Source organism: Micromonospora parathelypteridis, assembly GCF_014201145.1.
GTDB lineage: Bacteria > Actinomycetota > Actinomycetes > Mycobacteriales > Micromonosporaceae > Micromonospora > Micromonospora parathelypteridis.
The window spans coordinates 4278028-4300967 of the sequence record NZ_JACHDP010000001.1 but is presented as its reverse complement, the minus strand read 5'-3'; the positions used below and the strand labels follow the sequence as shown (position 1 = coordinate 4300967).

General features: G+C 68.0%; 20 protein-coding genes. 14 read left to right on the top strand and 6 right to left on the bottom strand.

All coding sequences use genetic code 11. From position 1 onward, the window contains the following. Positions 1-19 precede the first annotated feature (19 nt). A complete protein-coding gene (locus HNR20_RS19415) occupies positions 20-3235 on the bottom strand; it encodes an ATP-binding protein (RefSeq protein ID WP_184181831.1) in 3216 nt (1071 codons plus the stop codon). A 60-nt stretch (positions 3236-3295) separates the two neighbouring features. Further along, a complete protein-coding gene (locus tag HNR20_RS19410; RefSeq protein ID WP_184181829.1) occupies positions 3296-3643 on the bottom strand; it encodes a VOC family protein in 348 nt (115 codons plus the stop codon). 235 nt (positions 3644-3878) lie between these two features. Between HNR20_RS19410 and HNR20_RS19405 the strand changes: the two genes are divergently transcribed. Beyond that, positions 3879-4319, top strand: coding sequence for a helix-turn-helix domain-containing protein (locus tag HNR20_RS19405; protein WP_184181827.1), 441 nt, complete (start codon positions 3879-3881; stop codon positions 4317-4319). Next, positions 4312-4680: a DUF4180 domain-containing protein gene (locus HNR20_RS19400; RefSeq protein ID WP_184181825.1), complete on the top strand. Its 369-nt coding sequence runs from the start codon at positions 4312-4314 to the stop codon at positions 4678-4680. Before HNR20_RS19405 ends, HNR20_RS19400 begins: the two co-directional genes overlap by 8 nt. 5 nt (positions 4681-4685) lie before the next feature. Here HNR20_RS19400 and HNR20_RS19395 read toward each other — a convergent pair whose 3' ends face one another. Beyond that, positions 4686-5321, bottom strand: a complete 636-nt coding sequence (locus tag HNR20_RS19395; RefSeq protein ID WP_184181823.1) for an 8-oxoguanine DNA glycosylase OGG fold protein — start codon at positions 5319-5321, stop codon at positions 4686-4688. 184 nt (positions 5322-5505) lie between these two features. On the opposite strand from HNR20_RS19395, the gene HNR20_RS19390 reads away from it, so the two are divergent. Further along, on the top strand, positions 5506-6288 hold the full coding sequence (locus HNR20_RS19390; protein WP_184181821.1) for a hypothetical protein: 783 nt from the start codon (positions 5506-5508) through the stop codon (positions 6286-6288). Between the two features lie 92 nt (positions 6289-6380). Here HNR20_RS19390 and HNR20_RS19385 read toward each other — a convergent pair whose 3' ends face one another. Beyond that, positions 6381-7286, bottom strand: coding sequence for a hypothetical protein (locus HNR20_RS19385; RefSeq protein WP_184181819.1), 906 nt, complete (start codon positions 7284-7286; stop codon positions 6381-6383). A gap of 221 nt (positions 7287-7507) precedes the next feature. On the opposite strand from HNR20_RS19385, the gene HNR20_RS19380 reads away from it, so the two are divergent. The 3 genes from HNR20_RS19380 (at position 7508) to HNR20_RS19370 (ending at position 12314) form a co-directional block, all read left to right on the top strand. After that, positions 7508-8062 carry a hypothetical protein gene (locus HNR20_RS19380; protein WP_221309854.1) on the top strand — a complete coding sequence of 185 codons (555 nt, stop codon included), beginning with the start codon at positions 7508-7510 and terminating at the stop codon, positions 8060-8062. After that, a complete protein-coding gene (locus tag HNR20_RS19375) occupies positions 8046-10754 on the top strand; it encodes a M48 family metalloprotease (protein WP_184181815.1) in 2709 nt (902 codons plus the stop codon). Before HNR20_RS19380 ends, HNR20_RS19375 begins: the two co-directional genes overlap by 17 nt. An 81-nt stretch (positions 10755-10835) precedes the next feature. Further along, positions 10836-12314, top strand: a complete 1479-nt coding sequence (locus HNR20_RS19370; protein WP_184181813.1) for a peptidase M16 family protein — start codon at positions 10836-10838, stop codon at positions 12312-12314. Positions 12315-12328: 14 nt separating this feature from the next. Here HNR20_RS19370 and HNR20_RS19365 read toward each other — a convergent pair whose 3' ends face one another. Beyond that, positions 12329-13423 carry an FAD-binding oxidoreductase gene (locus tag HNR20_RS19365; protein WP_221309853.1) on the bottom strand — a complete coding sequence of 365 codons (1095 nt, stop codon included), beginning with the start codon at positions 13421-13423 and terminating at the stop codon, positions 12329-12331. A 149-nt stretch (positions 13424-13572) separates the two neighbouring features. Here HNR20_RS19365 and HNR20_RS19360 point away from each other — a divergent pair, with 149 nt between their 5' ends. The 8 genes from HNR20_RS19360 (at position 13573) to dbpB (HNR20_RS19325) (ending at position 20662) form a co-directional block, all read left to right on the top strand. Then, entirely contained in the window at positions 13573-14163 is a 591-nt protein-coding gene (locus tag HNR20_RS19360; protein ID WP_229686969.1) for a flavoprotein, read from the top strand. 227 nt (positions 14164-14390) lie between these two features. Then, a complete protein-coding gene (gene queC / locus HNR20_RS19355; RefSeq protein ID WP_184181811.1) occupies positions 14391-15092 on the top strand; it encodes a 7-cyano-7-deazaguanine synthase QueC in 702 nt (233 codons plus the stop codon). Further along, entirely contained in the window at positions 15089-15736 is a 648-nt protein-coding gene (gene queE, locus HNR20_RS19350; RefSeq protein ID WP_184181809.1) for a 7-carboxy-7-deazaguanine synthase, read from the top strand. Before queC ends, queE begins: the two co-directional genes overlap by 4 nt. Then, complete coding sequence (gene queD / locus HNR20_RS19345) at positions 15736-16095, top strand: 6-carboxytetrahydropterin synthase QueD (protein ID WP_184181807.1); 360 nt, start codon at positions 15736-15738, stop codon at positions 16093-16095. Before queE ends, queD begins: the two co-directional genes overlap by 1 nt. Further along, complete coding sequence (locus tag HNR20_RS19340) at positions 16092-17093, top strand: hypothetical protein (RefSeq protein WP_229686970.1); 1002 nt, start codon at positions 16092-16094, stop codon at positions 17091-17093. Before queD ends, HNR20_RS19340 begins: the two co-directional genes overlap by 4 nt. Continuing rightward, positions 17093-18235: a DGQHR domain-containing protein DpdB gene (gene dbpB / locus HNR20_RS19335; RefSeq protein WP_184181805.1), complete on the top strand. Its 1143-nt coding sequence runs from the start codon at positions 17093-17095 to the stop codon at positions 18233-18235. Before HNR20_RS19340 ends, dbpB (HNR20_RS19335) begins: the two co-directional genes overlap by 1 nt. Next, the gene (dpdA, locus tag HNR20_RS19330; RefSeq protein WP_184181803.1) at positions 18232-19473 is read left to right on the top strand and encodes a tRNA-guanine transglycosylase DpdA; all 1242 of its coding nucleotides are present in this window, start codon (positions 18232-18234) and stop codon (positions 19471-19473) included. The genes dbpB (HNR20_RS19335) and dpdA overlap by 4 nt, the downstream gene beginning before the upstream one ends. Then, entirely contained in the window at positions 19466-20662 is a 1197-nt protein-coding gene (dbpB, locus tag HNR20_RS19325; RefSeq protein ID WP_229686972.1) for a DGQHR domain-containing protein DpdB, read from the top strand. The genes dpdA and dbpB (HNR20_RS19325) overlap by 8 nt, the downstream gene beginning before the upstream one ends. Before the next feature lie 240 nt (positions 20663-20902). Here the strand turns inward: dbpB (HNR20_RS19325) and HNR20_RS19320 are convergent, their stop codons facing one another. After that, entirely contained in the window at positions 20903-22939 is a 2037-nt protein-coding gene (locus HNR20_RS19320) for a hypothetical protein (protein ID WP_184181801.1), read from the bottom strand. Position 22940 lies beyond the last annotated feature (1 nt).

The window sequence follows — 22940 nt, the reverse complement described above, 5'->3', positions numbered from 1 at the left end:
ATCGCGGGGCGGGTTGGTTTCAGAGCCGCCAGGGTGGTGGGGTGGGAGGCTGGTAGCGGCAGGTGTTGCCGGTTGAGACGGAATCCCGCAGGTGGCTGGCGAGCGCCGGATGGCGGTCGTCGAGCTTGCGCAGCGTGTCCCGGATCCGTGCGGTCACCGTCTTACGGGCACGTTCCGCCTCGTCGCCCAGGCGGCGGCTGCGGCCGGCCAGCCCCGCTGCGGCACGTAACTCGTCGAGCAACGCGCCCCGCTCGGCGTCCAATGTGGCCACCTTCCGGTCGTCGTCGCGTGCGGCGGCCCGGTCGATCTCCTCGTCGAGGCGGGCCAGGTGCCGCCGGTAGCGAGCCTTTGCCTCGTCATCGAGGACGGGGTCGGCACCCATTCGCCGGGCGGCGACCAGCTCCGGCCCGGCGGCCGGGTCGAGCAACTCCACCGCGGGCACGTCGCTGCCCGGCCGGCCCAACAGCAGGTGCAGGTCGTGCAGGCCCTTGGCGTCGGGCAGGTGCACCACCGCACCCGCGTACGCGAGCTGCCAGACCGGCCCGTCGCGCCGAAACTCGTACCCCTCGATCGCCAGCGCGACCGGCGCGGCCTGGGCGGGCGCGACGGCCTCTGTGGGGGTTGGGTCGGCGAGCCGGTGGAGCACCTGCGTCATGCCCAGGGCGGTTGCCTCCTGCGCGGTGCTGGCTCGCAGCGTGGCCAGCGTCGCGGCGTCCTCCGGGTGGCCACGGCCGGCGAGGGCGTTCGCTAGGCCGGCACGCGCGATGAGCGACCAGGGTCGGGAGCCCAGCCGGTCGGCGGAGTCACGGGCGGCCGTGAAGCCGGCGATGGCGTCGTCCCAGCGCTGTTGAGCGGCATCGATCATGGCCAGCCAGTGGTCGACCGGACCACTGATGTCACAGCCGAAGAGCGCCACCGTCCACTCGCCACGGTGTGGGGCGAGCGCGGCCCGAGCGGCGTCGCAGCGCTGTGGGTCACCGGACGCGGCGGCGGCCTGCGCGCGTAACCGTAGCCAGAGCGGCGACACCGGACGCGGGTACCGGATGTTGGCAGCCTCGATGCCGGCGGTCAGCCGGATCGTCGTGTCGTCGTCGCCGCGCTCTGCGGCCGTGATGGCCCGCAGCAGCTCCCGGTAGGGGTAGTCGACCGGGGTCAGCTCGTCCAGCAGGGCGTCGGCCTCGGCGAACCGGCCCTCAAGCAGCAGCCGGGACCAGCGCAGGTGATGGCCCATGAACCCGAACTCGGCATGGCTCGGGTCGGCGAGGTCGGCGAACCGCTCGTCAGCCTCGGCGAAGTCACCCCGGAAAGCCGCGATGATCCCGCTGTCGACGGCCGCTGCCATCTGGTGCCGGGCGAGGTCGCCGTGCCGGTCCACGTTGACGAAGGTGGTGAACTCCTCGACGAAGCCGGGGTCGCCCAACTCCAGCAGCGCCACCCAGCGCAGCGAGGTCGCCCACAGCTCGGTTTCCCGGTCGCCCGTCCGGCGGGCCACGTCCCGGATCTCGGCGGTCAGCGCGGCACGGGACCCGGCCGTGCCCAGCCCCCAGGTCGTGTCGTGGCGGGCCCAGAGGCTGAAGGTGAGCGCTTCGTCGTCCTGTCCGCGACGGGCGATCGTCTCGGTCGCGGTGATCAGGTCGGCGATCAGCGTGCCGACCGAAGCGGCGGCGTCGGGTTCGCCGATCAGCCGCCGGTACGCCTCGCGCACCAGCTCCGCCGCCTCGATCGACTCGGTGGTCTCCACCTGGCGGGAGCGGTTGACGATGAGGGCGACCCGGGCCAGCAGCGCCGGGTCGTCGAGTGTGCGGACCAGCGTCGCGGCCTCGATGAACAGTTGCCCGGCCTCTTCCCGGCTGGCGTGATGGTATTGCGCCTCACCGAACTCGACGAGGATCCGCACTCGTTGCGCCCGGTCCTCGACGACCTCCAGCGCCCGGCGGAAATGCACCACCGCCTCGTCGGTGGCCAGCCGGGCGAACGCGTCGCGTCCGGCGGCGACCAGCAGCGTGGCCACCCGCGCCCGGTCGAGCACGGGGCCGGCGAGGTAGGCGTGCCGGGCGAGGTCGGCCGGAATCAGCCGATCGGTGAGCTCCCGCAGGTCGTCGACCGCCCGGACGACCGCGCCGTGCCGGGTCTGCCGGTCGTCGTCGGTCAGGCCGTCGTAGAGGGTTTCCCGGACCAGGTCGTGGGCGAAGGCGAACCGGCCACCGCCCCGGGCGACCATCAGCCGGGCGGTCATCGCACGGTCGAGCAGCCGGTCGACCTGTGCCACCGGGGCGGCCACGCAGGCCGCGAGGACCTGACGGTGGAACTCGCGACCGAGCACGGCGGCGACGGTGAGCGCCTCGATCACGGCCGGGGGTAGTTGGGCCAGGCGACGTCGCACCGCTTCCCGTACGCCGGGTGCGATCGTGTCGGCCGCGTCGTCGGCGTGCCACAGCCGGGCGGTCTGTTCCACGAAGAACGGGTTGCCACCGGTCCGCCGGTGCACCTCGTCGACGAGGCCGGCTTCAGGCTCCCGCCCGGCGGTCCGGGTCATCAGCGCGGCCACCTCGTCGCGGGAGAGGCCGGTGAGGGTGATGGTGGTGGCCTTCGCGACCAGCGGCATCAGCAGGGGGCGCAGAGGGTGCTCACCCGACTCGACCTCGGCGTCGCGGTAGGTGCCGATCAGTAGTAACCGCTCGAACCAGGTGTGCTGGGCGGCGAAGCTGAGCAGCCGCAGCGAGGCCGGGTCGGCCCAGTGCAGGTCGTCGAGGACGACCACGACCGGCCGGTGCTGGGAGACCGCGACCAGTGCGGCGGTCACCCCGTCGTACAGCGCGAACGCCTCCTGGTCGGCGACGTCCCCGCCGGTGTCGACGCCGGCCCAACTGGCGGTGCGATTGGCCTGCTCGCCGATGGTGTCGGCCTCGCCGAGCAGGGCCGCGAGCGCCGGCTCCGCGGCCTGCCGCGCCACCGCCCAGTCGTCGGCGGAACGCCGCAGGCCACGCAGCACCTGCACCCACGGCCAGTAGCCGGGGGCGCTGGCGGAATCCCAGCAGGCGGCACCGAGCACGAGAGCGCCACGCTGGCGGGCCTCCCGCGCCGCCGCCGTGACGAGGGTCGTCTTGCCGATGCCCGGCTCGCCGGTGACCAGGGCGAGACCGCCGTGACTGGTGGCGGCCCGGTCGAGCTCAGCGCGCAGCAGACCCGCGGGGTGGTCCCGCCCGATGATCGCGTCGCCGCGCCGCGCGTCCATGGTTCCCAGACGGTACTTGAACCGTCCGACACCGCGAGCGAGTTGTTCGCGCGCGTCTGCTCAGGAGGCCGGCTGGACGAGACCGATGATGTTGCCGTCCGCGTCGGCGAGCGTCGCGGTCAGTTTGCCGCCGCCCACGTCGGTGGCGTCCTGCACCGAGCGCGCGCCCGCCTTGATCAGCAGCTTCACCCTGGCCGGTAGGTCGTCGACGTGCCAGTAGGGCGTCGGCCCGGTCAGGCCCTTGGCATGGCCGTTCGGGTCGAGGGCGACTTCCTGCCCGGCCACGTTGAAGCCGACGTAGTACGGCTGGTCGGTGTGCGGTGGCACCCCCAGCAACTCCTGGAAGATCGCTTTCGCCACGGTCAGCTCCCGGACGGGGTAGATGACGGTCTGCATGCCTGCGGTCATGGAGGTTGATCCTCTGCTCGTCACGCCGGAGCGGTCGCGCCGGTCACAGTGATTGACCGGCCGCGACAGGAGAACGTGACGGTCAGACCGGCAGATTTGTCGCGATGGGGTCCGCGAACCGTCAGGTGCAGGCGGGTTGTTGGACAACCTTTGGAGCTGATGCCGTCAACGAATCAGATCGTATCCTTCCGTATGCTTCCCTATCGGGGTAGGTTAGGGAGTGATGAAGGAAGAAATGTATTCGGTTGAACAGGTCGCCGATCGGCTCGGGCTGCACGTGCGCACGGTGCGCGGCTACATCCGCTCCGGCCGGCTGAGAGCGGTGCGGATCGGCAAGCAGTACCGGATCGCCGCCAGCGATCTCGACGCGCTCACCGGCCAGGCCCCGGCCGCCGCCACCGCCGGTGGGCAGGCCGAGGTGTCGAGCATCGTGCAGATCGACGGCGTCGACCGGGCCGCCGCCGACCGACTCGGCACGCTCGTGCTCACCAGCGCCAACACCAGCCACGACCAGGCCAACCCACTGCGGGTGCAGACGGTGCACGACGAGGAACGACACCGCATGAAGATCATCATCCTGGGTGATCCCGCCGCCACCGCCGAGCTGCTGCACCTGCTCGACGCCGTCCTCAACGCCGACAACGGCCTGCTCGACCGGGAGGTCCACGATGCCTGACGAGATCCAGGAACGCGCCGGAGTGCAGGTGCTGGTCTGCGACCCGGCCGGCCCGCCGGTGGCCACCGAGCAGGACGCGCTGGACCTGGTCGGCGCGGCGTTCCTCGGCGCCCAGGTGGTCGCCGTGCCGGCCAGCCGGCTCGACGAACGCTTCTTCTCGCTCGGCACCCGCTTCGCCGGCGACGTGATGCAGAAGTTCGTCAACTACCGGCTGCGGCTGGCCGTCGTCGGTGACATCTCGGGGCAGCTCGCGGAGAGTTCGGCGCTGCGTGCCCTGGTGTACGAGTCGAACCAGGGCGGTCACATCTGGTTCGTGCCAGACCTCGACGCCCTCGACGATCGCCTGCACGCCGCGCGGTAGCCACCTCAGCGCTCGTCGACGACCGCCATCTCCACCGCGTCCGCCTCCACTCCCCTGGCCTGGGCCTGCTCGGCTGCCCAGCGCAGATAGGCCAGCCACTCCTCGGGCGACCACCCGTTGCGCCGACGGACGCCCGCCTCGGCGGGAAGCTGGTTGGCCACGACGCGGTCGAGAATCAGGGGCTGCACGCCGCCCACGCCACGCCGATAGCCGACGAAGTAGAGGACCTTCGTGAACAGGCCCGGCCCCAACCACGGCAGGCGAGCGCGGTCGGGGTCGCGGAAGCGCTGGTACGCCGCGCGCAGCGCCTCCTCGTCGGGTGCCGACACGGCCAGCTCCTCCAGCGCGTACGCCAGGCGTTTGCCGTCCGGGTCGGCGTCGAGCGACCTGGTGGCGCGCCACGGGCCGTACCCGATGGGGCCGTAACCCCAGACCAGCACGGCCGTCAGCAGTTGGCGTGGGCTCGCCGAACCGGCCCGGTACGCGTCGGCCACCGCGAAGACGTCGCGCCGCCAGATCTCGCCGCCCGGCGGAAGGGTGTCGGGCCACGCGTCCGACGGCACCACGGCCCGCCACCGGTCCACCCGCACAGTGACCGGGGCTCGCTCTTGCGGTGACACCCCGCCGTTGGTCATCTGCATGGTCGCCTCCACGGATCGAGCGTCTGGGGCCGTTGTCCGGGACGCTACGGTCGGGCTCTACCGCTCGCCGTCCGCTGGCGCCATATCGCGGTATCGACCGCTCACCTGCCCGCCGTATCCGTGGCGCTGATCGGTCGGCGAGTCGTCCGCATCAGCCCACGCAGAGACAGGCAAGCTGTTCGGCATGGGGCCAGAAATCGTCATCGCGGTGGTGTCCGCGGCTGTGGCGCTGATCAGCGTGGCGGTGACCTACCGGACCGCTCTCGTCACCCACCGCCTGCAGGTCGAGGCGCGCGACCGCGAACGGGTGGAGGTCGCGGAGGACCTGTTCCGTCGTTACCGGGTGCCACTGCTGGCGTCGGCCGAGTCGCTGCAGTCTCGGCTGCACAATGTGCTCAGCCGAAACTTCCTGCGCACGTACCTGCACTCCGGCGACAGCGAGAACCAGCACTACGTCCGCCACAACACCGTGTACGTCCTCGCCGAGCACCTGGCCTGGCTGGAGGTGCTCCGCCGGGAACAGCGCTTCCTCGACCTCGATTCGGTGAAGAGCACCAAGGAGCTGTTCACCGCGATCCAGCGGATTCATCACCCCCTGGCAACCGACGGTATGCCCGGGCCGTTCCGCGTGTTCAGGGGACATCAGCGCGCCATCGGCGAGGTCATGCTGCACCGGGTCGAGTCGTCCGAGGGCCCGGTGACGGACGTGCTGGGATACGCGGCCTTCTGCCACCGCCTCGAAACCGACCCGGGGTTCGCATCCTGGTTCACCCGCCTCCTCGCGGAGGTGGACGACGTGGATGCGCAGGGCCGCCGAGGCAATGAGCGGCTGGTGCTCCTGCAGAACGCTCTCGTCGAACTCATCGAGCTGCTCGATCCCGAGGGCGAATGGCTCCCGCTGGAGCACCGCGAGCGGTTACCAAGGGCGGAACTGACTCTGCCCACCTCGCGCGCGCCGAACGGCTGACGGTCCCGATCGGCAGGGACGGGTGCACGGTCACCTGGGTCAGCGGTGTGGCCGCCCCAGCACGCAGGCGGGACGGCCACACCACCTCTTCGTTACGCCGTGGCGCAGATGGCGTACGCCGTGTCGGACCAGTTGCCGGCGAACGCGTCCTCCTCGTAGGCACCCGAGTCGACGGTGGTCGGGGCGGTCGCGGGTCCGCCGTTGGGGCGGAAGTCGTCCACGATGCCCTCACCGGTGACGCCGTTCAGCTCGTAGCCGGCGCCCGTCATCACCTTTCCGACCGGGCAGCCTGCGACGACGCTGCGGAAGTCGAGGGAGTTGTTGGCGCCCACGGTGGACGCCCGCACCAGTCCGGGCAGCGGGTTGGCGCAGATCGCGTACGCGGTCGCGGACCAGCTCAGGGCAGTGGCATCGGACTCGTACGCGCCGACGGTGACGGCGGTCGGTGCCGCGGCCACGCCGCCGTTGGGGCGGAAGTCGTCGACGACGCCCTCGCCGGTGACGCCGTTGAGCTCGTAACCCGTACCGGTCAGGACCTTGCCGGCCGGGCAGGTCGCCGTGGCGGAGTGGAAGTCGGCCGAGTTGCTGACGCTGACCGCGGAGACCCGCACCAGGCCGGGCAGCGGGTTGGCGCAGATCGCGTACGCCGTCACGGACCAGTTGCCCGCGAAGGCCTCCGTCTCGTAGGCGCCCACGGTGACGGCCGTCGGCGGGGTGGCGGGGCCGCCGTTGGGGCGCAGGTCGTCGACGATGCCCTCACCGGTGACGCCGTTCAGCTCGTAACCCGTACCGGTGAGCACCTTGCCGGCCGGACACGTCGCCGTGGCGCTGTGGAAGTCGGCCGAGTTGCTGACGCTGACCGCGGCGATCCGCACCAGGCCGGGGACCGCGGCGGACGCCGGGCTCGCCGGGGCGATCACCGCCCCGGCCGCGACGAGACCGAGCACGAGTACGGACGCTCGGGCACCGAACCGCCGGGTTTCTTTCGTGGTACGCATGTAATTCTCCCGTCTGAGGCCTGGGCGGCGGGCTGTGCTGGCGCCGCTTCCAAGGGCCGTTCGTGATGACGGGTTCACGGTAGGTAGTCGCCTGACCAGGCATTATCTCCAAACTGACTACGTCGCGTAGCGGACCATGCGGCCTGACGGTTCACGTCATGTCGAGCTGATGATCGAGGGGCAGAATTGATAGCCCGCGCTCGATAGCCTGGGGTCGAATCGTGCTTGATTCGGCTCGGGAGGCCCCGTTGACCATGGAATCCGCCGTTCCGGCCGCAACCGTTGACGCGTCGGAGTTCGTGGTTCGGTTGGCCCAGCAGGTGAGCGGGCAGCTGGCCCCGGATGAGTCGGGCATCTTCGACGAGGTCGCCGCGGTGTGGCGCGCCGGGGAGGCGCAGGGCCGCACGCCCGGCGGCGCGGTCGGCTTCGGCATCGAAGACGCGCTGGTGAGCGCCATCGTCCTCGAGGTGGTGGCGACGACGGTCCGGGAGGTTTTCGGCCTCGGGGCCGGGGTCGCGAAATCGCGGTGGCGGCGGTGGCGGTGGCGGCGCACCGACCGCAGTGCCTCGCCTGGCGGCGAGTTGGCCGGCACCGCGCTGCCGGCCGTCGACGGCCGGATCGTCGTGACGGCGGCCCAGGTGACCCGGCTGCGGGAGGTGTCGCGGCGGCACGCCACGACCCTCGGGCTCGACGAACACGCGGCCGACCTCCTCGCCGACGCTCTCGTCGGCGCCATCCACCTGCCGGAGACGCCGTCGCATGACGACCGCGCATGAGGGCCGGCCACAGCCACTGCTGTGGTTGTACGGCCTGATCGCTGTCACGCTGGTCAGCGTCGGGGTGGCGGTCGGAAACCTCTTCTTCGACGGTCGCCGGTCCTGGTTCATTCCCGACGTTGTTGCCAGACAACAATGCGGTGCGTTGCACCGTGGGTCGACCGACGCAGTGAACGCCTGCCTGTCCGAGCAGCTCCAGCTTCGGGGGTGGGTGACCGCTGGCGCCGCACTCCTCCTGCTCGCCGGGACGCTGGCCCTGGCCATCGCCGTGCCGTGGCGCGATCTGCGCCGCCTACGTCGGTTCGGCCGGCTCGACGCGCCGGCCGCGCAGGAGCGGTTCGTCGAGCTGTGCCAGCGGCACGGCCTGTCAGGGCGGCACGTGCCACGGCTGTGGGTGGCCGGGCCGGCGCTGCGGCACGCGTTCACCACGGCCCTGCCGGGCCGGCGGCCCACCGTCGTGGTCCCGGCCGGCCTGGCTCTCAAGCCCGGTGACCGGTTCGATGCCGTCGTCACACACGAGATCGCGCACGTCCTGGCCCGCGACGTGACCTGGGTTTCGGCGGTACGGGGACCGGCGTGGCTGTTCGTTCCCGTGTTCGCCCTGGCGAGCGTACCCATGGTGGGCCAGTTCGGGGCAGACCCACTGCTGATCGCGGCGCTGCTCGGGATCACGCTGCTGGCCGGCGCCGTGGTGGTGCTCTCGGCCGCGCTGCTGCGGTTGCGTGAGCTGGAGGCCGACCGCTACGCCGCGGGCGCGGGCGCGGAGCCCGGCCTGGTGGCGCTGTTCTCCCGGGCGACGCCGCCGCGACGTACGCGGTCCTGGGCCTGGGCCCGTCGGGTGCTGGCTCGGCACCCGGCCCCGGCTGACCGGGCACTGTCCCTGCGGCACGCTCCCCGCCCGTGGGAGGGCGGGCTCGTGCAGGCGATCGCGGTCGGCTTCGTGGCGAGCACCGCCATGTCCACTGTCTCCGCGCTGGCCCTGTACTTCGACATTGACCTGTACAGCTCGGGTGCCGTCGCCATTCCGACGGTAACCGGGGTCGCGGTGCTCGCCCTGCTGTTCCCGGCGTTGGTGCGTCGTGCCCGTGCACGACTCCCGCGCCCACAGTGGTGGCGACCGGTCGTGGGCACCGGTGGTGGAGTCGTGCTCGGCACGCTGGTCATGACGGTCGTGTTCGTGTCGAGACAGCCCTACTACCCGCTGGCCCGGCAGGGCAGTTTCGCGCGTAGCGCGCTCGCTGTGACCTTGTTCGCGCTGGTCGCCGCCGGCGTGGTCGCGCTGGCTGCCAGCGTGGCGGAGTTGGCGGCGCAGGCTGATCGGCCCGTCCGCACCCGCCTCGTGATGGGCGCGGCCGGCCTGGCCGCGGTCGCCAGCCTGTGGCCGGTCGGCGCGGCGGCCGCACTGCTGCACAACAGCGACGACCTGCGACTCTTCTTCACCTACGGGCTGACCGGTTTCGCCTGGCCGGCACTCGCTCTCGGGCTGCTGCCGGCCTACGCGCTGCTGTCTCAGCGGCGGGGTCCACGCCGCCTGCTGCCCTGGCTGGTCGCGCTGCTCGCGGCAGCGGTCGCCGGCACCGCCGCGATCCTGGTGCGCCCTACGACGTCCGAGCTGACCGATCAGTTGCGGGCGCAGCAGCAGCGGTGGTGGATCTGTGCGGCCGCCGGCGCCGTGGTGCTCATCGTGGTCACGCTGGCCACCCCGTGGCCAAACGGCTGGGCGCGCGGCGTGCTCGCCGCGACCGCAACCACGGCCGTCGCCAGCGGGGCGCACTATGGGTACGGCTGGCTGACCGACCGCCCCACCGAACAGGACCGGTTCGACTGGGACGCCGTGGTCGCGCCGATCTGGTTCGGCTACGCCATGGTGTTGCTGGCGGCGGTTCTCGTACCCGTGGCCAGCCGCCACCACGGGTTCACGCCGCCGGCGTGGTCACGGTGGCTGGCCCCGGCGGGTGCCACGGTGTTGACCGCCGTCGTCGCGCTGGCCGTCGTCGGCGTCGGCGTGCCCGGCGGCGTCGCCATGAACCGCCAGCAGCGCAAGCTGGCGGTCGACGCCGAGCGGTACGTGAAGGTCCGGCACGCCCTGACCCCGCAACAGGCCGACCGAGTGGCCCAGTCCAGCGTGCTGGTGCTCTCCCCGCAGAAGTGGGATATCACCGGATTCGGCCCTCCCGGCGGAGGCATCGTCGCGCCGGCAACCACCGTCTCCGACCCGGCCTGCGAGCCGCTGGTCAGGGAGAGTTTCCTGGCCCCCGGTAAACCACACCTGAAGAGCACAGGTATCCGCGCCTACACCAGCACAGACGCCGAAGACGGGCCTGGACTCACCGACGTCACCGTCACCGTGTTCTCGTACGACGCCCCCGTGGGCGAGCCCGTGCTGACCGCCGCCCGCGACGCCCTGCGGGCGTGCAAGTCGTTCAACCTGAGCCTGGAGCCAAGCTCGATCGACTACCAGACCCGGGACGCCCGGCCTCCCTCGATCGGAGAGCGGAGCTGGAGGTACGACAGCGCGATGACCCTCGTGGTGGACGGCCAGACGATCACCGGCGGCAACGCCTACGTGGTGATGGTCGCCGGCTACACCCTCGTCACTGTGCATATGGCCGCATACGGGAAACCGGTAAACGAGGAATTACTCCTGCTACTCCTGGCCACCACCGACCATGCCCTCCTTCACCTGAACTGACGAAGGATGCATCGGCACCGCCTCTCCTGACGGTCGAACGCCTCGGTCCTTGGACTTGACCGGTCACCTTACGATCCGCACATGCGGCGCGAGGAGATAGACGGAGTTGCTGTCATCCAACGCAATCTGCCTGGCATGCTGGCCGCGTCGCTGACGTTTGGCTGCGGTGCCCGCGACGAAGAGATCGACTCCATCGGCCTGACTTATCTTGTCCAGCACCTGGTTGACTGGACCGAGGATCACATCGCGGGAGACTTTCAGGACTACGTCTGGATGAACGACACGTCATTCATCGCAGGCGGCCCACCTGACCAGGTCGTGGAGCACTTTGCCACCATCTGCTCGGCTATCAGCAATCTCCCGCCGGACGATCTGTCCGACGCTGTCGCGGATCTCGATGCCGACAGCCGGTACGTCTCGAACATCGACGAGGGTCTGCGCGACACCTGGGGGGCGTTGCTTTCGCGCCGTTTCGGGCCGCGCGGACACGGCCTGTCGCGCTGGCCCGCAGTGGACTACAAGCTATTCACAGCCGACGAGATCCGACGGCATATAGAAGGGTTCTTCACCAGCGGCAACGCCGTCCTCACCCTGACGGGCGAAGCACCTCAGGCGATGCGACTCCCGTTGCCCGCAGGTCCGCGAGTCAATCGCAGCACCTCACTCGTCAACCACCAGATCGGGCCAATCTGGTACGCGGACGAGGTCCGCGGCGTCGCGCTGATGGTCAGTGTCGAACCCAGCTTTGAAGCGGTAGCTCTGATGTGGGCGCTGCGGTCGCGAGTCGCTGAAGCAGTGGACCGCGCCGGGGTGGCCTTAGGCGCTGAGTTCATGTTCGAGGTCGTCGACAGTACGCGGCACGAGCTCGGGTTGAGGGTCGTTCCGCATTTCCGCAGGAGGGAGAGCAAGAGTTTCGACCCGACCGTCGTGGCGGAGCTGATCTGGACCGAGCTGCAACGGCTCATCTCCGATGGGATTGATCGAGTGGAGATCGCCGACTTGGTGCCAACTGAGCGCATGCCCATGACGGGCGATATTGAATGGATGCAGGCCATCAACGACCTCGAACCCTTGACCCACCGGGAGCTGCTCGGCACGGCTGAAATTGACTTCTCGGAATCGCTCACCGAGCTGGCCGGGCTCACTCCGCAAGTGGCGCGGGACGTCGTGTCCGGCTGGCTCTCCAGCGCCATGATCGTCGTGCCGTACGGGTCGAAACCGAACCTTCCTGGCGCCACCGACGATTCCTGCCGGACCACCCGCTTCGTGCCGGCAGGCGAGGTGGTCAGGCCGACGTTCGCCAAGCGGTTCCGCAACAAGGGCTCGCTGGTCATCGGCATCGACGCGATTTCCACGGTGGATGGTGACCGCAACGTGCACACCGTCCCGCTGTCCCAGGCGCTCGTGGTCGAGCGGTTTGGCGTCATCCGGCTCGCCCACCTCGGCCACGGCTGCGTCACCACGATCTCGGACTTCGCTGACGCCGCCGACAAGCTCCGGGCCGTCCTGCCGCCGCGGCGTTTCCGCCAGGCCGTCACGCAGCACAGTGCAGGGCTCTAACCGGACGCCGACCATCAGCAGGTGAAGCTGTCGGGCAGGTGGATGCGCTCGGCGGGGATGCCGAGGGCAAGTAACCGTGGCCGCGCGTCGGCCAGCATCGCGGGTGGGCCGCACAGGTAAATCTCCTGGTCGGGCTGATGGTGGTCGAGGGCGATGGTCAGGGCGTCGCCCTGTTCGGCTGACTCTGCGAACGGGTCGCCGGAGAAGGCCGGCACGATGGTCAGCCAGTCGTGGTCGCGTTGCAGCTTGTCGAGAGCGATCGCGTCGTACAGGTCGGTGAAATTGCGGGCGCCGACAACCAGCGTCACCCGCCGGCCGTCCGGTGCGGCGGCGACCTGCTCGACGAGGGCGCGCAGCGGCGCCAGCCCGGTGCCGCCGGCAACAAGCAGCAGATCGTCGGCTCGCGCCAGGTCGAGACTGAGGCCGGCGTTGCCGGGTGGGCCGAGCCAGAGCAACTCGCCGGGGCGTACCTCATGGACCAGGCGGTGGGAGACGGTCCCGGCGGGTACGGCGCGGACGTGCAGCTCGACGGTGCCGTCGGCGCGTGGGGCATTGGCCGGTGAGAGCCAGCGCCAGTGCCCCGGCAGGCGCGGTGTGCAGACCGGAACCGCCTGGCCTGGCTGGTAGGGCAGTCGCCGCCAGGGACGTACCGTCAGGATGGCGGTGTCGGGCGACGGCCGGTCATGGTCGATCACCTGGACGTGCCACCAGGCCGGGCCGTCGCCGACCTGAGCGGCGACGCGACGGACGGCGCGCGTGGCGCGGCAGATGGCCCGCTCCGCAGCCGTCGCCCACAGAGGATGCGGCGCGTGGCGGGCGACCGTTGCGAGCAGCGTGTCGCCGATGGTGGAGGCGTGCGGGAGCAGGTCGAAATGACGGTACGCGCGGCCGAGCACCAGGAGCAGCGCCGCCCGGCTCGCCGGATCGTCACCACCGACCATGAGTTGGCCCAGCGCGGTGAAGAACAGCGGCGCGTCGCGCTGTGGGAGCAGCCCGGGACGGCGGTCTTCGAGGGTGCACCAGAAGTCGCCGGCGGCCCGCACGTCGACCGACGCCCAGGCGGCAGCCAGGTTCACTCGAGCCGGGTCGTCGTCGTTCAAGGTGGACATGCCGGCTCCAAGTCGTTGACGGATCGAGTGGCACCGGGGCGGGCGGGACGGGGCTGCGCCGTTGAGGGCCGGCGCAGCCCCGGGGCAAGGCACCCGCCCCGGGCCATGCGTCGACTGTCGCGGCTGACCAGGGACAACGGCATGTCACGGTGATCGTCAGTGGCATACACGATCGGTATGCGCTCGACGTCGCGACGGTCGAATCGGGCAGACTGCGGGGCATGACGGAACGCCCGGTGCTGTATCTCGTCGTCTGCGCCGGGGGTCCGGCGGAACACATCGACGAGCTGGTCGACCTGTTGCTCGCCGACGGGTGGCAGGTGTGCATGATCATCAGCCCGACCGCCGCGCTCTGGCTCGACCGGGCGGCGTTGCAAGACAAGACCGGCTATCCCGTACGCGTCGAATGGCGGATGCCTGGCGACCCGGAGCCGCATCCACCAGCCGATATGGTGGTGGCCGCGCCGGTCACGTTCAACACGGTGACGAAGTGGGCGCTGGGCATCAACGACACCCTGGCGCTCGGCGTCCTCAACGAGTCGCTGGGCGCGGGCCTACCGATCCTTGCCTTTCCGCACGTCAAGGCAGAGCTGGCCGCCCATCCGGCGTACGCGGGTCATATGGCGGTTCTGCGGACTGCCGGCGTTGTCGTCGCTGACGGGATCCCGCTGAACGCTGCCCACGCGCCCGATCGATGGGGCGTCGTCATCGAGGCGCTGCGCTCGGCTCGCCGCTCTTGAGCGTTTCCTGCCGACGATGTCAACCCTCACCGGCTCAACCACCCGGCCGGTCCGCGGTCGATACTACGGACCCCTGTCTTGTCGGAGCACGAGCGACACGCCCTGGCCACCTTCCGACAACGCGCAGTACTCGGGTAATGTGACGCAACCTGCGAGCAGTAACTACGCATCACCGGCGGAGCGAGCTACTGCAGTTTCTCGACCACCAAGAAAGCGAGGAGCCTCAGATGTCGGCATCCAAGCCTCAAGCCGTAGTACTGCTAAGCGGCGGCCTCGATTCGGCCACAGCCCTTGCTGTGGCCGTGAAGGACGGATTCGAAGCCAACGCCCTCAGCTTCCGATACGGGCAGCGGCACACCGTGGAACTCGAAGCCGCCGCACGGGTCGCCAAGGCGCTGGGGGCAACCCGCCACGTCGTCGCGGACATCGATCTAAGGATCTTTGGCGGCTCAGCACTGACCGACGACGGCATCGCTGTACCTCACCACGAGAGCGCCGAGGAAATCGGGAACGAGATCCCCATCACCTACGTGCCGGCTCGGAACACCATCTTCCTGTCATTCGCGCTTGCCTGGGCGGAGACCCTTGGGGCCTCCGATGTCTTCATTGGGGTAAGTGCACTCGACTACAGCGGCTACCCCGATTGCCGGCCCGAGTACATCGAGGCATACGAGCGTATGGCAAACCTCGCCACCAAGGCTGGCGTCGAGGGCAGCCAGCGGCTGAAAATTCATACCCCCCTAATCGACCTCACGAAGGCAGGCACCATTCGGCTGGGCCTTCGCCTCGGTGTCGATTACTCGCTCACGCACAGTTGCTACGACCCCGTCGATGGCCGGCCGTGCGGCACCTGCGATTCCTGCCTGCTACGTACCCGGGGCTTCGCCGAACTCGGCATGTCAGACCCCGCCATCGCCAACGCGTCATGAGGTCCGCTTACCGCATCAAAGAGATCTTCTACACCCTGCAAGGCGAAGGTACCCACGCCGGCCGGCCCGCCGTCTTCTGTCGATTCACAAGTTGCAACCTCTGGACTGGCCGCGAGGTAGATCGTCATCGAGCCGTATGCCAGTTCTGCGATACAGACTTCGTAGGCACTGACGGGCCGGGAGGCGGCCGCTTCAGATCCGCTCAGGACCTGGCTGCGGCGGTAGCGAAGGCTTGGACTGGTGCAGCCCATCCGAAGAGCAGGCCGTACGTCGTCTGCACTGGCGGAGAGCCACTACTGCAACTCGACATTGCCGCCGTCGAGGCACTTCACGATGAGGGCTTCGAGGTGGCGATCGAGACGAACGGGACCCGACCGGCACCCGCCGGCGTCGACTGGACCTGCGTCAGTCCGAAGGCTGGGGCTGGGCTGGTCCTAACCGAAGGCGACGATCTAAAGCTCGTCTACCCGCAACCGGGCGCGGAACCTGAACGATTCGAAGGTCTCAACTTCACCCATTTCCTCCTTCAACCCATGGACGGGCCAGACCAAGCTGCCAACACCCAAGCCGCCATCAGCTATTGCCTCGCCCATCCCCAATGGTCGTTGAGCCTGCAGACACACAAATACATTGGAATTGATTGATGGAAATTTTCCGTGAGTTCACGTTCGAGGCCGCTCATCGCTTGCCGAACGTGCCCGAGGGGCACAAGTGCGCTCGCCTCCACGGCCACTCCTACCGCGTTGAACTGCACGTGCGCGGTGAGGTCGGGGCGTCTTCCGGATGGGTTATGGACTTCGGTGACATCAAGGCAGCGTTCCGGCCCATCCTGGACCAGTTGGACCACTACTACCTGAACGAGGTACCGGGTCTCGAGAACCCGACCAGCGAGGTGCTGGCACAGTGGATCTGGGGGAGGCTTGTCGGCCAGTTGCCCTTGTCGGCCGTAGTGGTCAGGGAAACCTGCACCTCCGGTGCCGTCTACCGGGGCGATGCCCCGTGACGGAGGCCGCGACCGACGAGCATCGGCCGGGCGCGACCGTGGGTAACAGCCCGGTGGAGGCGCCAGCACGCGTTCACATTGTCGTGACCTGCGCGAATCGCAAAAACCTTCCGGTACCCGCTGCCCTGCGCGTCGGGGCCATGTCGGATTACCTCCCGAGGCAGCGGCTCGCGGAGTGGATTCGACGATTGTCAGACCCCGGTCAGCCTTCCACTGCCGCGACGTCACTCTATGCCGGCGAGCACTGGGCGGCGGCGCGTCAATTGGCCACCTCTGCGCGGGTGGAGGCGCAACTCTGGGTCTGTTCAGCCGGCTACGGATTGATTCCTGCCACCGCTTACGTCCATCCTTATGCCGCAACCTTCACACTGCGCGCTGATGACTCAGTCGGACGGAGTTCTACCGATAATCGCGACTGGTGGCACGGGCTGACCGAGTGGGTAGGCCCGGAGCCCGGCACGCCCCGGTCGTTCCACGAACTCGCCCGAACGAACCCCGACGACACGATCATTGCCGTCCTATCGGAAACCTACCTCCGGTCCTGCAGCCACGATCTCCGTAGGGCGGCAGGGCAACTACGCGACCCACACCGGCTGACAATCGTCGGACCGGCCCAGGCCGAACCCGACCTGAACGAGCTGGTTATCGCGGTGACCGCTCGAATGAGGCCAGCGGTCGGCGGCAGCCTGCTCTCCCTCAACGTCCGGGTCGCCCAGCGCCTCGTCGCCCTCATTACCGCAGACCCCAACACCCACCGCCGCTCCCACCTCCGCGCCTTGGCGCATCAACTGGCAGTCACCGCACCCCTGTCAACGCCTCGGGCTCGCGGCCAGCGCATGACCGACGACGAGGTCAAGTCCTTTATCCGGCCGCTTGCAGACGCCGGGCCAACCTCGGCAACGCGCTTGCTTCGACGGCTGCGGGACTCCGGTAAGTCATGCGAGCAGGCACGTTTCAGACAGTTGTTCAACGAGGTCACATCGGATGTGCGCTGCTGATGCCACCCGCACACGATCCCAAGACCGTCGCGCGCCGTGCCCTGCGAATCGCCCAGCCCGGCACACCGGCCCTCTATCTATTCACGCTGCAAGCGGAAGAAGTCCTGCAGATCGCGGACATCTCCCGCGTCAGCCGGGACGACGCCGGGAAGCTGATCGGCTACCAACGCCCGCAGGTGCGGAAACACATACAAGAGATCGTCGACTATCTCGACAGTGAAGCCGCAGTCTTTCCTAATCCCATCATCCTGGCCCTTTCCTCTAACGTGCGGTTCCAGTCGAGCAGAGGACCAGGCGCTGCGGACGGGCTTGCGACCTCCGGACTACTGAGCATTCCCCTGCCGCAGCCCGGCAAGCCCAAGCCCGCCTGGATCGTCGACGGGCAGCAGCGGGCTCTCGCGCTGTCCCGTACCCAGCGGCAGCAATTTCCGGTGCCAGTAACTGCTTTCGTGGCTGACAGCGTCAGTCTCCAGCGCGACCAGTTCCTGCGCATCAACAACACCCGCTCGCTACCGCGTGGCCTGGTGACTGAACTCCTACCGGAAGTCGACAGCCCTCTGCCTCCCCGCCTGGCCCTACGGAAGGCACCCTCGGCACTTTGCGACGTCCTGAACGCCGACAAAGCATCGCCCTTCTACGGGCTGATTAAACGGGCGTCGACAAACCGGCAACAGGCGCCGAACGCGGTGATCGCCGATACCGTCGTCGTCGAGATGATCCAGGAGAGCCTCACCTCGCCTGCTGGGTGCCTCTTTCCCTACCGTGACGTGACCCGCAACGAGACCGACTTCGATGGAATTCTCCAGGCGCTATGCACCTATTGGTCAGCGGTCCGTGACACCTTCCCTGACGCGTGGGGCAAGCCGCCGAGCAAGAGTCGGCTCATGCACGGTGCAGGAATACGAGCCATGGGACGGCTGATGGATCGAGTGTTGGGCACGGTGGATGCCCGTCTCCCCCAGGCACCTGAACTGGTCAGCAAACACCTCGCGGTGATTGCCCCGCACTGTCAGTGGACAGGGGGAAGGTGGGACGAACTCAATCTTCGGTGGAACGAGATTGAGAACCTGTCCCGCCATGTGCAGGAGTTGTCCAACTACCTGATCCGTGTCTATCTAAACGAACGGGCGGGAATTCGGTGAAGTTCTTCTTTCCTGACAGCCAGGACCAGGTAGACCCGACGTTCGACTTCCTAACGGAGGAGCGCGACCCGTTCCGGGTGCGCCAACGCGACGACCTGTACGCACACGAAGTGCTAAAGCCGCCGCCGTTCAACGGCCTTCTGGTGTCGAAGGCCATAGTGGACGGCACCGCCGGTTCCAGCACCGGCAAATACACCGGGCCCCAGCGCCACCGACTGTACCGGCAAGGAGCCCGCCAGTTCTTCCGTCTGAACAACGGCAGCACACCTTTGAAGATCATGGGCGATTGCGGTGCCTTCTCGTACGTCGGCGAAGAGAACCCGCCGTACAGCGTAGAAGAGGTGGTGAGCTTCTACGAGGGATGTGGATTCGACTACGGCATCTCAGTTGACCACGTTATCTTTCAGTATGAACCGAAGATCGTTCATACTGATGACGCTGCCGCCGAATGGGTTCGCAGGCAGGAGATCACTCTCGACTTGGCCTCCGATTTCTGGAGGCGATGCAGCGCTAGCGACGTTCATTTCATTCCACTTGGGGTCGCTCAGGGCTGGAGCCCTGAGTCCTACGCGCACGCCGTAAAAGAACTGCAACGAATCGGGTACCGGCGCATTGCCCTGGGGGGAATGGTGCCTCTCAAGACGAATGAGATCCTCGCCTGCCTGCAGAGGATCGATGACGTGCGGGAGTCCGATACAGAGTTGCATCTGCTGGGAATCAGCCGATGCGAACAAATCCGAACCTTCGCTGACCATGGCGTAACGAGCTTCGACAGCACCTCACCTTTTCGTCAGGCTTTCAAGGACGATCGAGACAATTACTACGCCCCGGACCGAACCTACGTGGCACTCCGCGTCCCCCAGGTTGACGGCAACGCCAAGCTTAAGGCACGAATTCGCTCCGGCGAGATCGGCCAGGGGCAAGCCATGCTGCTGGAACGCTCCGCGTTGGCTCGCCTTCGCCAGTTCGATAAGGACGAGGTCGGCGTCGACGCCGCCCTAGAGGCCTTGGCGGAATACAGCGCCGTGTGGGATCGCAAGGCTGATAGGACCAGCCAATACCGAGACACTCTTGAAAGCCGGCCTTGGCGGGCCTGCGACTGCACGATCTGTGCATCAGTGGGCATTGAAGTAATCATCTTTCGTGGCGCCGAGCGCAACAAGCGTCGGGGCTTCCACAACCTACACGTGTTCGGTCAGCGCGTGCGCCGGCAGCTTGGAGAAGACGATCGTGACTAAGCAGGGGCGAGAGAGCCGCATGGTCGAGGCGGGGAACCAGAAGAACGTGCTACATCTCCCCGCTCTCGAGATCAGACAGGGCCCGAATCGCCGTCTTTACACCTTCGCCGTGGACGGGAAGCAAGTCCCGTCATTTGCCGCCGTTTCACGTGTGCGGCGTGACAGCCAGCAGCAACTACACGGCTACCAGCGCCCCGAGGTCCTCGCACACGTGGCAGCGATCCGACGCTACGTGGAGTCCGCCGAAAGTCCAATGCTGCCTAATGCGATCGTGGTGGCCTTCGACGACCGAGTTCGCTTCGTTCCGGCCGACGCCGCTGTTGTCGGCCCTGGTTACGTACGCTCGGGAACTCTCCTGGTACCCGTCAGTGACGACTGGGAGGACGCCGACAAGCCAGGATTCATTGTGGACGGCCAGCAGCGTTGTGCGGCCATCCGGGACGCAGGCGTCGAAGCGTTCCCGATCTGCGTCACCGCCTTCATCACCGCCGACCAGGCTGACCACCGGTCTCAGTTCATCCTCGTAAACTCAACCAAGCCGCTTCCAAAGGGCCTGATTCACGAACTGCTCCCTGCAGCGTCTGGCCCACTGCCGAACCAGCTGCGCGTACGGCAACTCCCCGCGACGGTTCTTGAGCGCCTCAACTTCGACGAGCGTTCACCGCTGCGCCACATGATTCAAACGCCCACGAATCCTGCCGGCGTCATCAAGGACAACTCCATGCTACGCATGCTTGAAAACAGCATCTCGGACGGCGTCCTGTATCGCTTCCGTGGCAGCGACAGTGCCTTGCCAAACATCGGGCTTATGGTGACCGTACTGAACGATTTCTGGACTGCGGTGCGGGACGTATTTGGTGAGGATGCGTGGGGTAAACCCCCTCGCAAATCGAGGCTTATGCATGGCGCTGGTATCATCAGCATGGGCTATCTAATGGATGCAATCGCCGATACGAACGGCAGCGGCGAGGACGTGCCGGACACTCAGGGATTCGCCGCGGGACTGAAGATTGTCAAGGATTACTGTCGCTGGACCGAGGGCACGTGGGATCTGGGCGACGGAATCCCGCGCCGGTGGAATGATATCCAGAACACCCCTCGAGACATTCAGCGAATCACCGACTTCCTGGTCTCCACATATTCCTCGAAGCAGGGAAAGCGGCACGATAGGTCGAGCCGACTCTTTTAGCCACGACGTCCGGATTTAACCGCGCCAAGGAATCGGCAACCGCAGGGCGGGTGACTTCGCACTGTTGAAGATTGCTGATAGGTCGATAGGCCTTGGCCTTACTGCCGTACAGGGCAAGGTCACGCGTTGCATAGCGAAAAGCGGGCACAGGAAGGGGTTGTCCGATGGCAAGTAGGGATTCAGTACCGCTGTCGGCCCCGAGAGTCAGCACCTCGGCTGCGTGGCTCATGGCGCCGAAAATCAAGAAGCGGAGGACGCAACGATCGCTCGATTTTCGCCAAGTGCCGAAGCAACAGCACGCAACAACGACGCAGACCCGGCACCCTCAGCCTCACGGATCGTGGCGTCAGGACGCGCGGTCGACCGGATGAACCCTGTGGCGGCATGTGTGGCGCAACGGGTAGCCATGACGATGACGTCTGCCCGATGAACCCACTGCTTCAATTGGCGGCTCCCAACGTGATCGCTACTCAGCTGCAGGTTAAGCGCCGGCGCGAATGCAGCCAGAACCGTACCCGCCCGTCGCAGCGCCCCTTCATCCAAGGAGTACAACAGCACCTCGCGCGCTGAAATGGGCGTGGATTCGGGGCTGTGCGGCGGGTTGGCCGGGGACGTCCAGGCGAAACCCAGACCAAATTCGGCGTTGATAAGGCGAGCCAACGCGAGTTGGTCGGCCTCCAGCCGGCCGCATTGGAGGGCCAACGGTGCCAGGAGTAACTGAACAAGCCGCAAACGCGCCTCGTTGTCAGGGCTGGGAGAACGAGCGATCACGTCACACATGTCCAAGACGACCGAGGCCTGGTTCACGCTGATCCAGCGATCGCACTCGGCGCCCAGATCGTCCAGCAGAGTTCTGTACTCGGCGGCTGGCAGGCCGCCGCGCAGGGTGATCTCTAACAGAGCGACGATGCCGGCCATGTCGCTAGACCGGAACCGATTGTGGCTCAACGCGTTGGTCAGGAATGCGTGCGCCGTGTGGCTGGCCGGCTGCCCGTAGCCATCGCTGTCTACGAAAGCCCCGACGATTGTCCAAGCGCGTTCGGCGCCGTCGTTGTCGAGGCCGTTGAGCAGGTCGGCGAGTGTTCTGTCGGAAGTGGCCGCTGGCGGCCAAGAGCGCCATGCCCCCTCGGCTATCACCGCGCTGATGTCCTCAACCTTGGCGATTGCCTGGACCAGCTCCAGCCAGGTTTCCGGCCGGGCCGCGACGGACGGTACGTGGGGTGGCACGGTGTGATCCAACGCTTCGGCGGGGGATGCCTCTATCGGCGTGGGGGAAAGGGGCGCGGGGGTAGCCGGTAGGGTGGGGCGCTCGGCGCCCGGGGCCGGATACTCGGCGGACGTCAGCAGGTCGGGCCGGGCCGCGCCGAGTCGCCGCCACGCATCCTCGTCGTTTCGCAGCCGGTCCCACAGTGCCGCGTCCGCGATGGCGGAGGCCGCGAGCGCGATCACAGCGAGGGCCTCGACGCCGAAACCGGCCAGCGGGCCGTCGGCGAGCGCCGGCACCAACTCCCCGCGCAGGACCAGCGCCTGCCGTGCCGCCTCGGTGTCGCCGTCGGCCAGCGGATCGGCGAGCACCGTGGAGTGGATCGCATCCAGGATCGCCTCGCGAACCGGCGCCGGCGGGCGGGTGGCGACCACGTCGCGTAGCGCGGGCAGACGTAGGAGTTCACCGTGGCTGCCCAGCCGGGCGAGCCGCTTGACGGTGAGGTAGGTGAGGTTCATCCCGCTGAGACCGGTGCCCTCCAAACGGCCCAGCAACTCTGCGGTGGCGCGGTGGTCGCCTGCAGCCATGGCTAGGTCGAACTCGGCCAGCAGTCGCCCCACCGGCACCGGCACACCGGAATGGGTGGTCGGCCGCTGGCTGATGGTGTGGCGCATCCGGCCCAGCGCCGCCCACACGCTTCGGGAGCTGTCCGGCGAATGTTCCAGGACGTATACGCGGCGGTGGCCGACGAACGCTGCGACGGCGTCGTCGACTGGGTCACCGACACGCAGTGCCTCGGGGCGGTTGACGAAGGCGGCGTGGCTGGGCACCACGAACGCGGCGAGCCACTCCCGCACTCTCGTCGCCTGGCGGCTGAGCCGAGGGATGACGTAGATGTGTTTGTGCGGGTTACCGGGTTCGTTGCGCGGCAGGATATAGGGCGCGTCGGAGTCGTCGGCCAGCAGGGCGAGGTAGTCGGAGAGGAACAAGGCGGTCGTGGAGCGGGGGTCGCGCGCAGGCCAGGCCGTGTTCCCGGGGCCGAAGAAGCGGTCCAGAAAGGTCTCGGGGTCCATC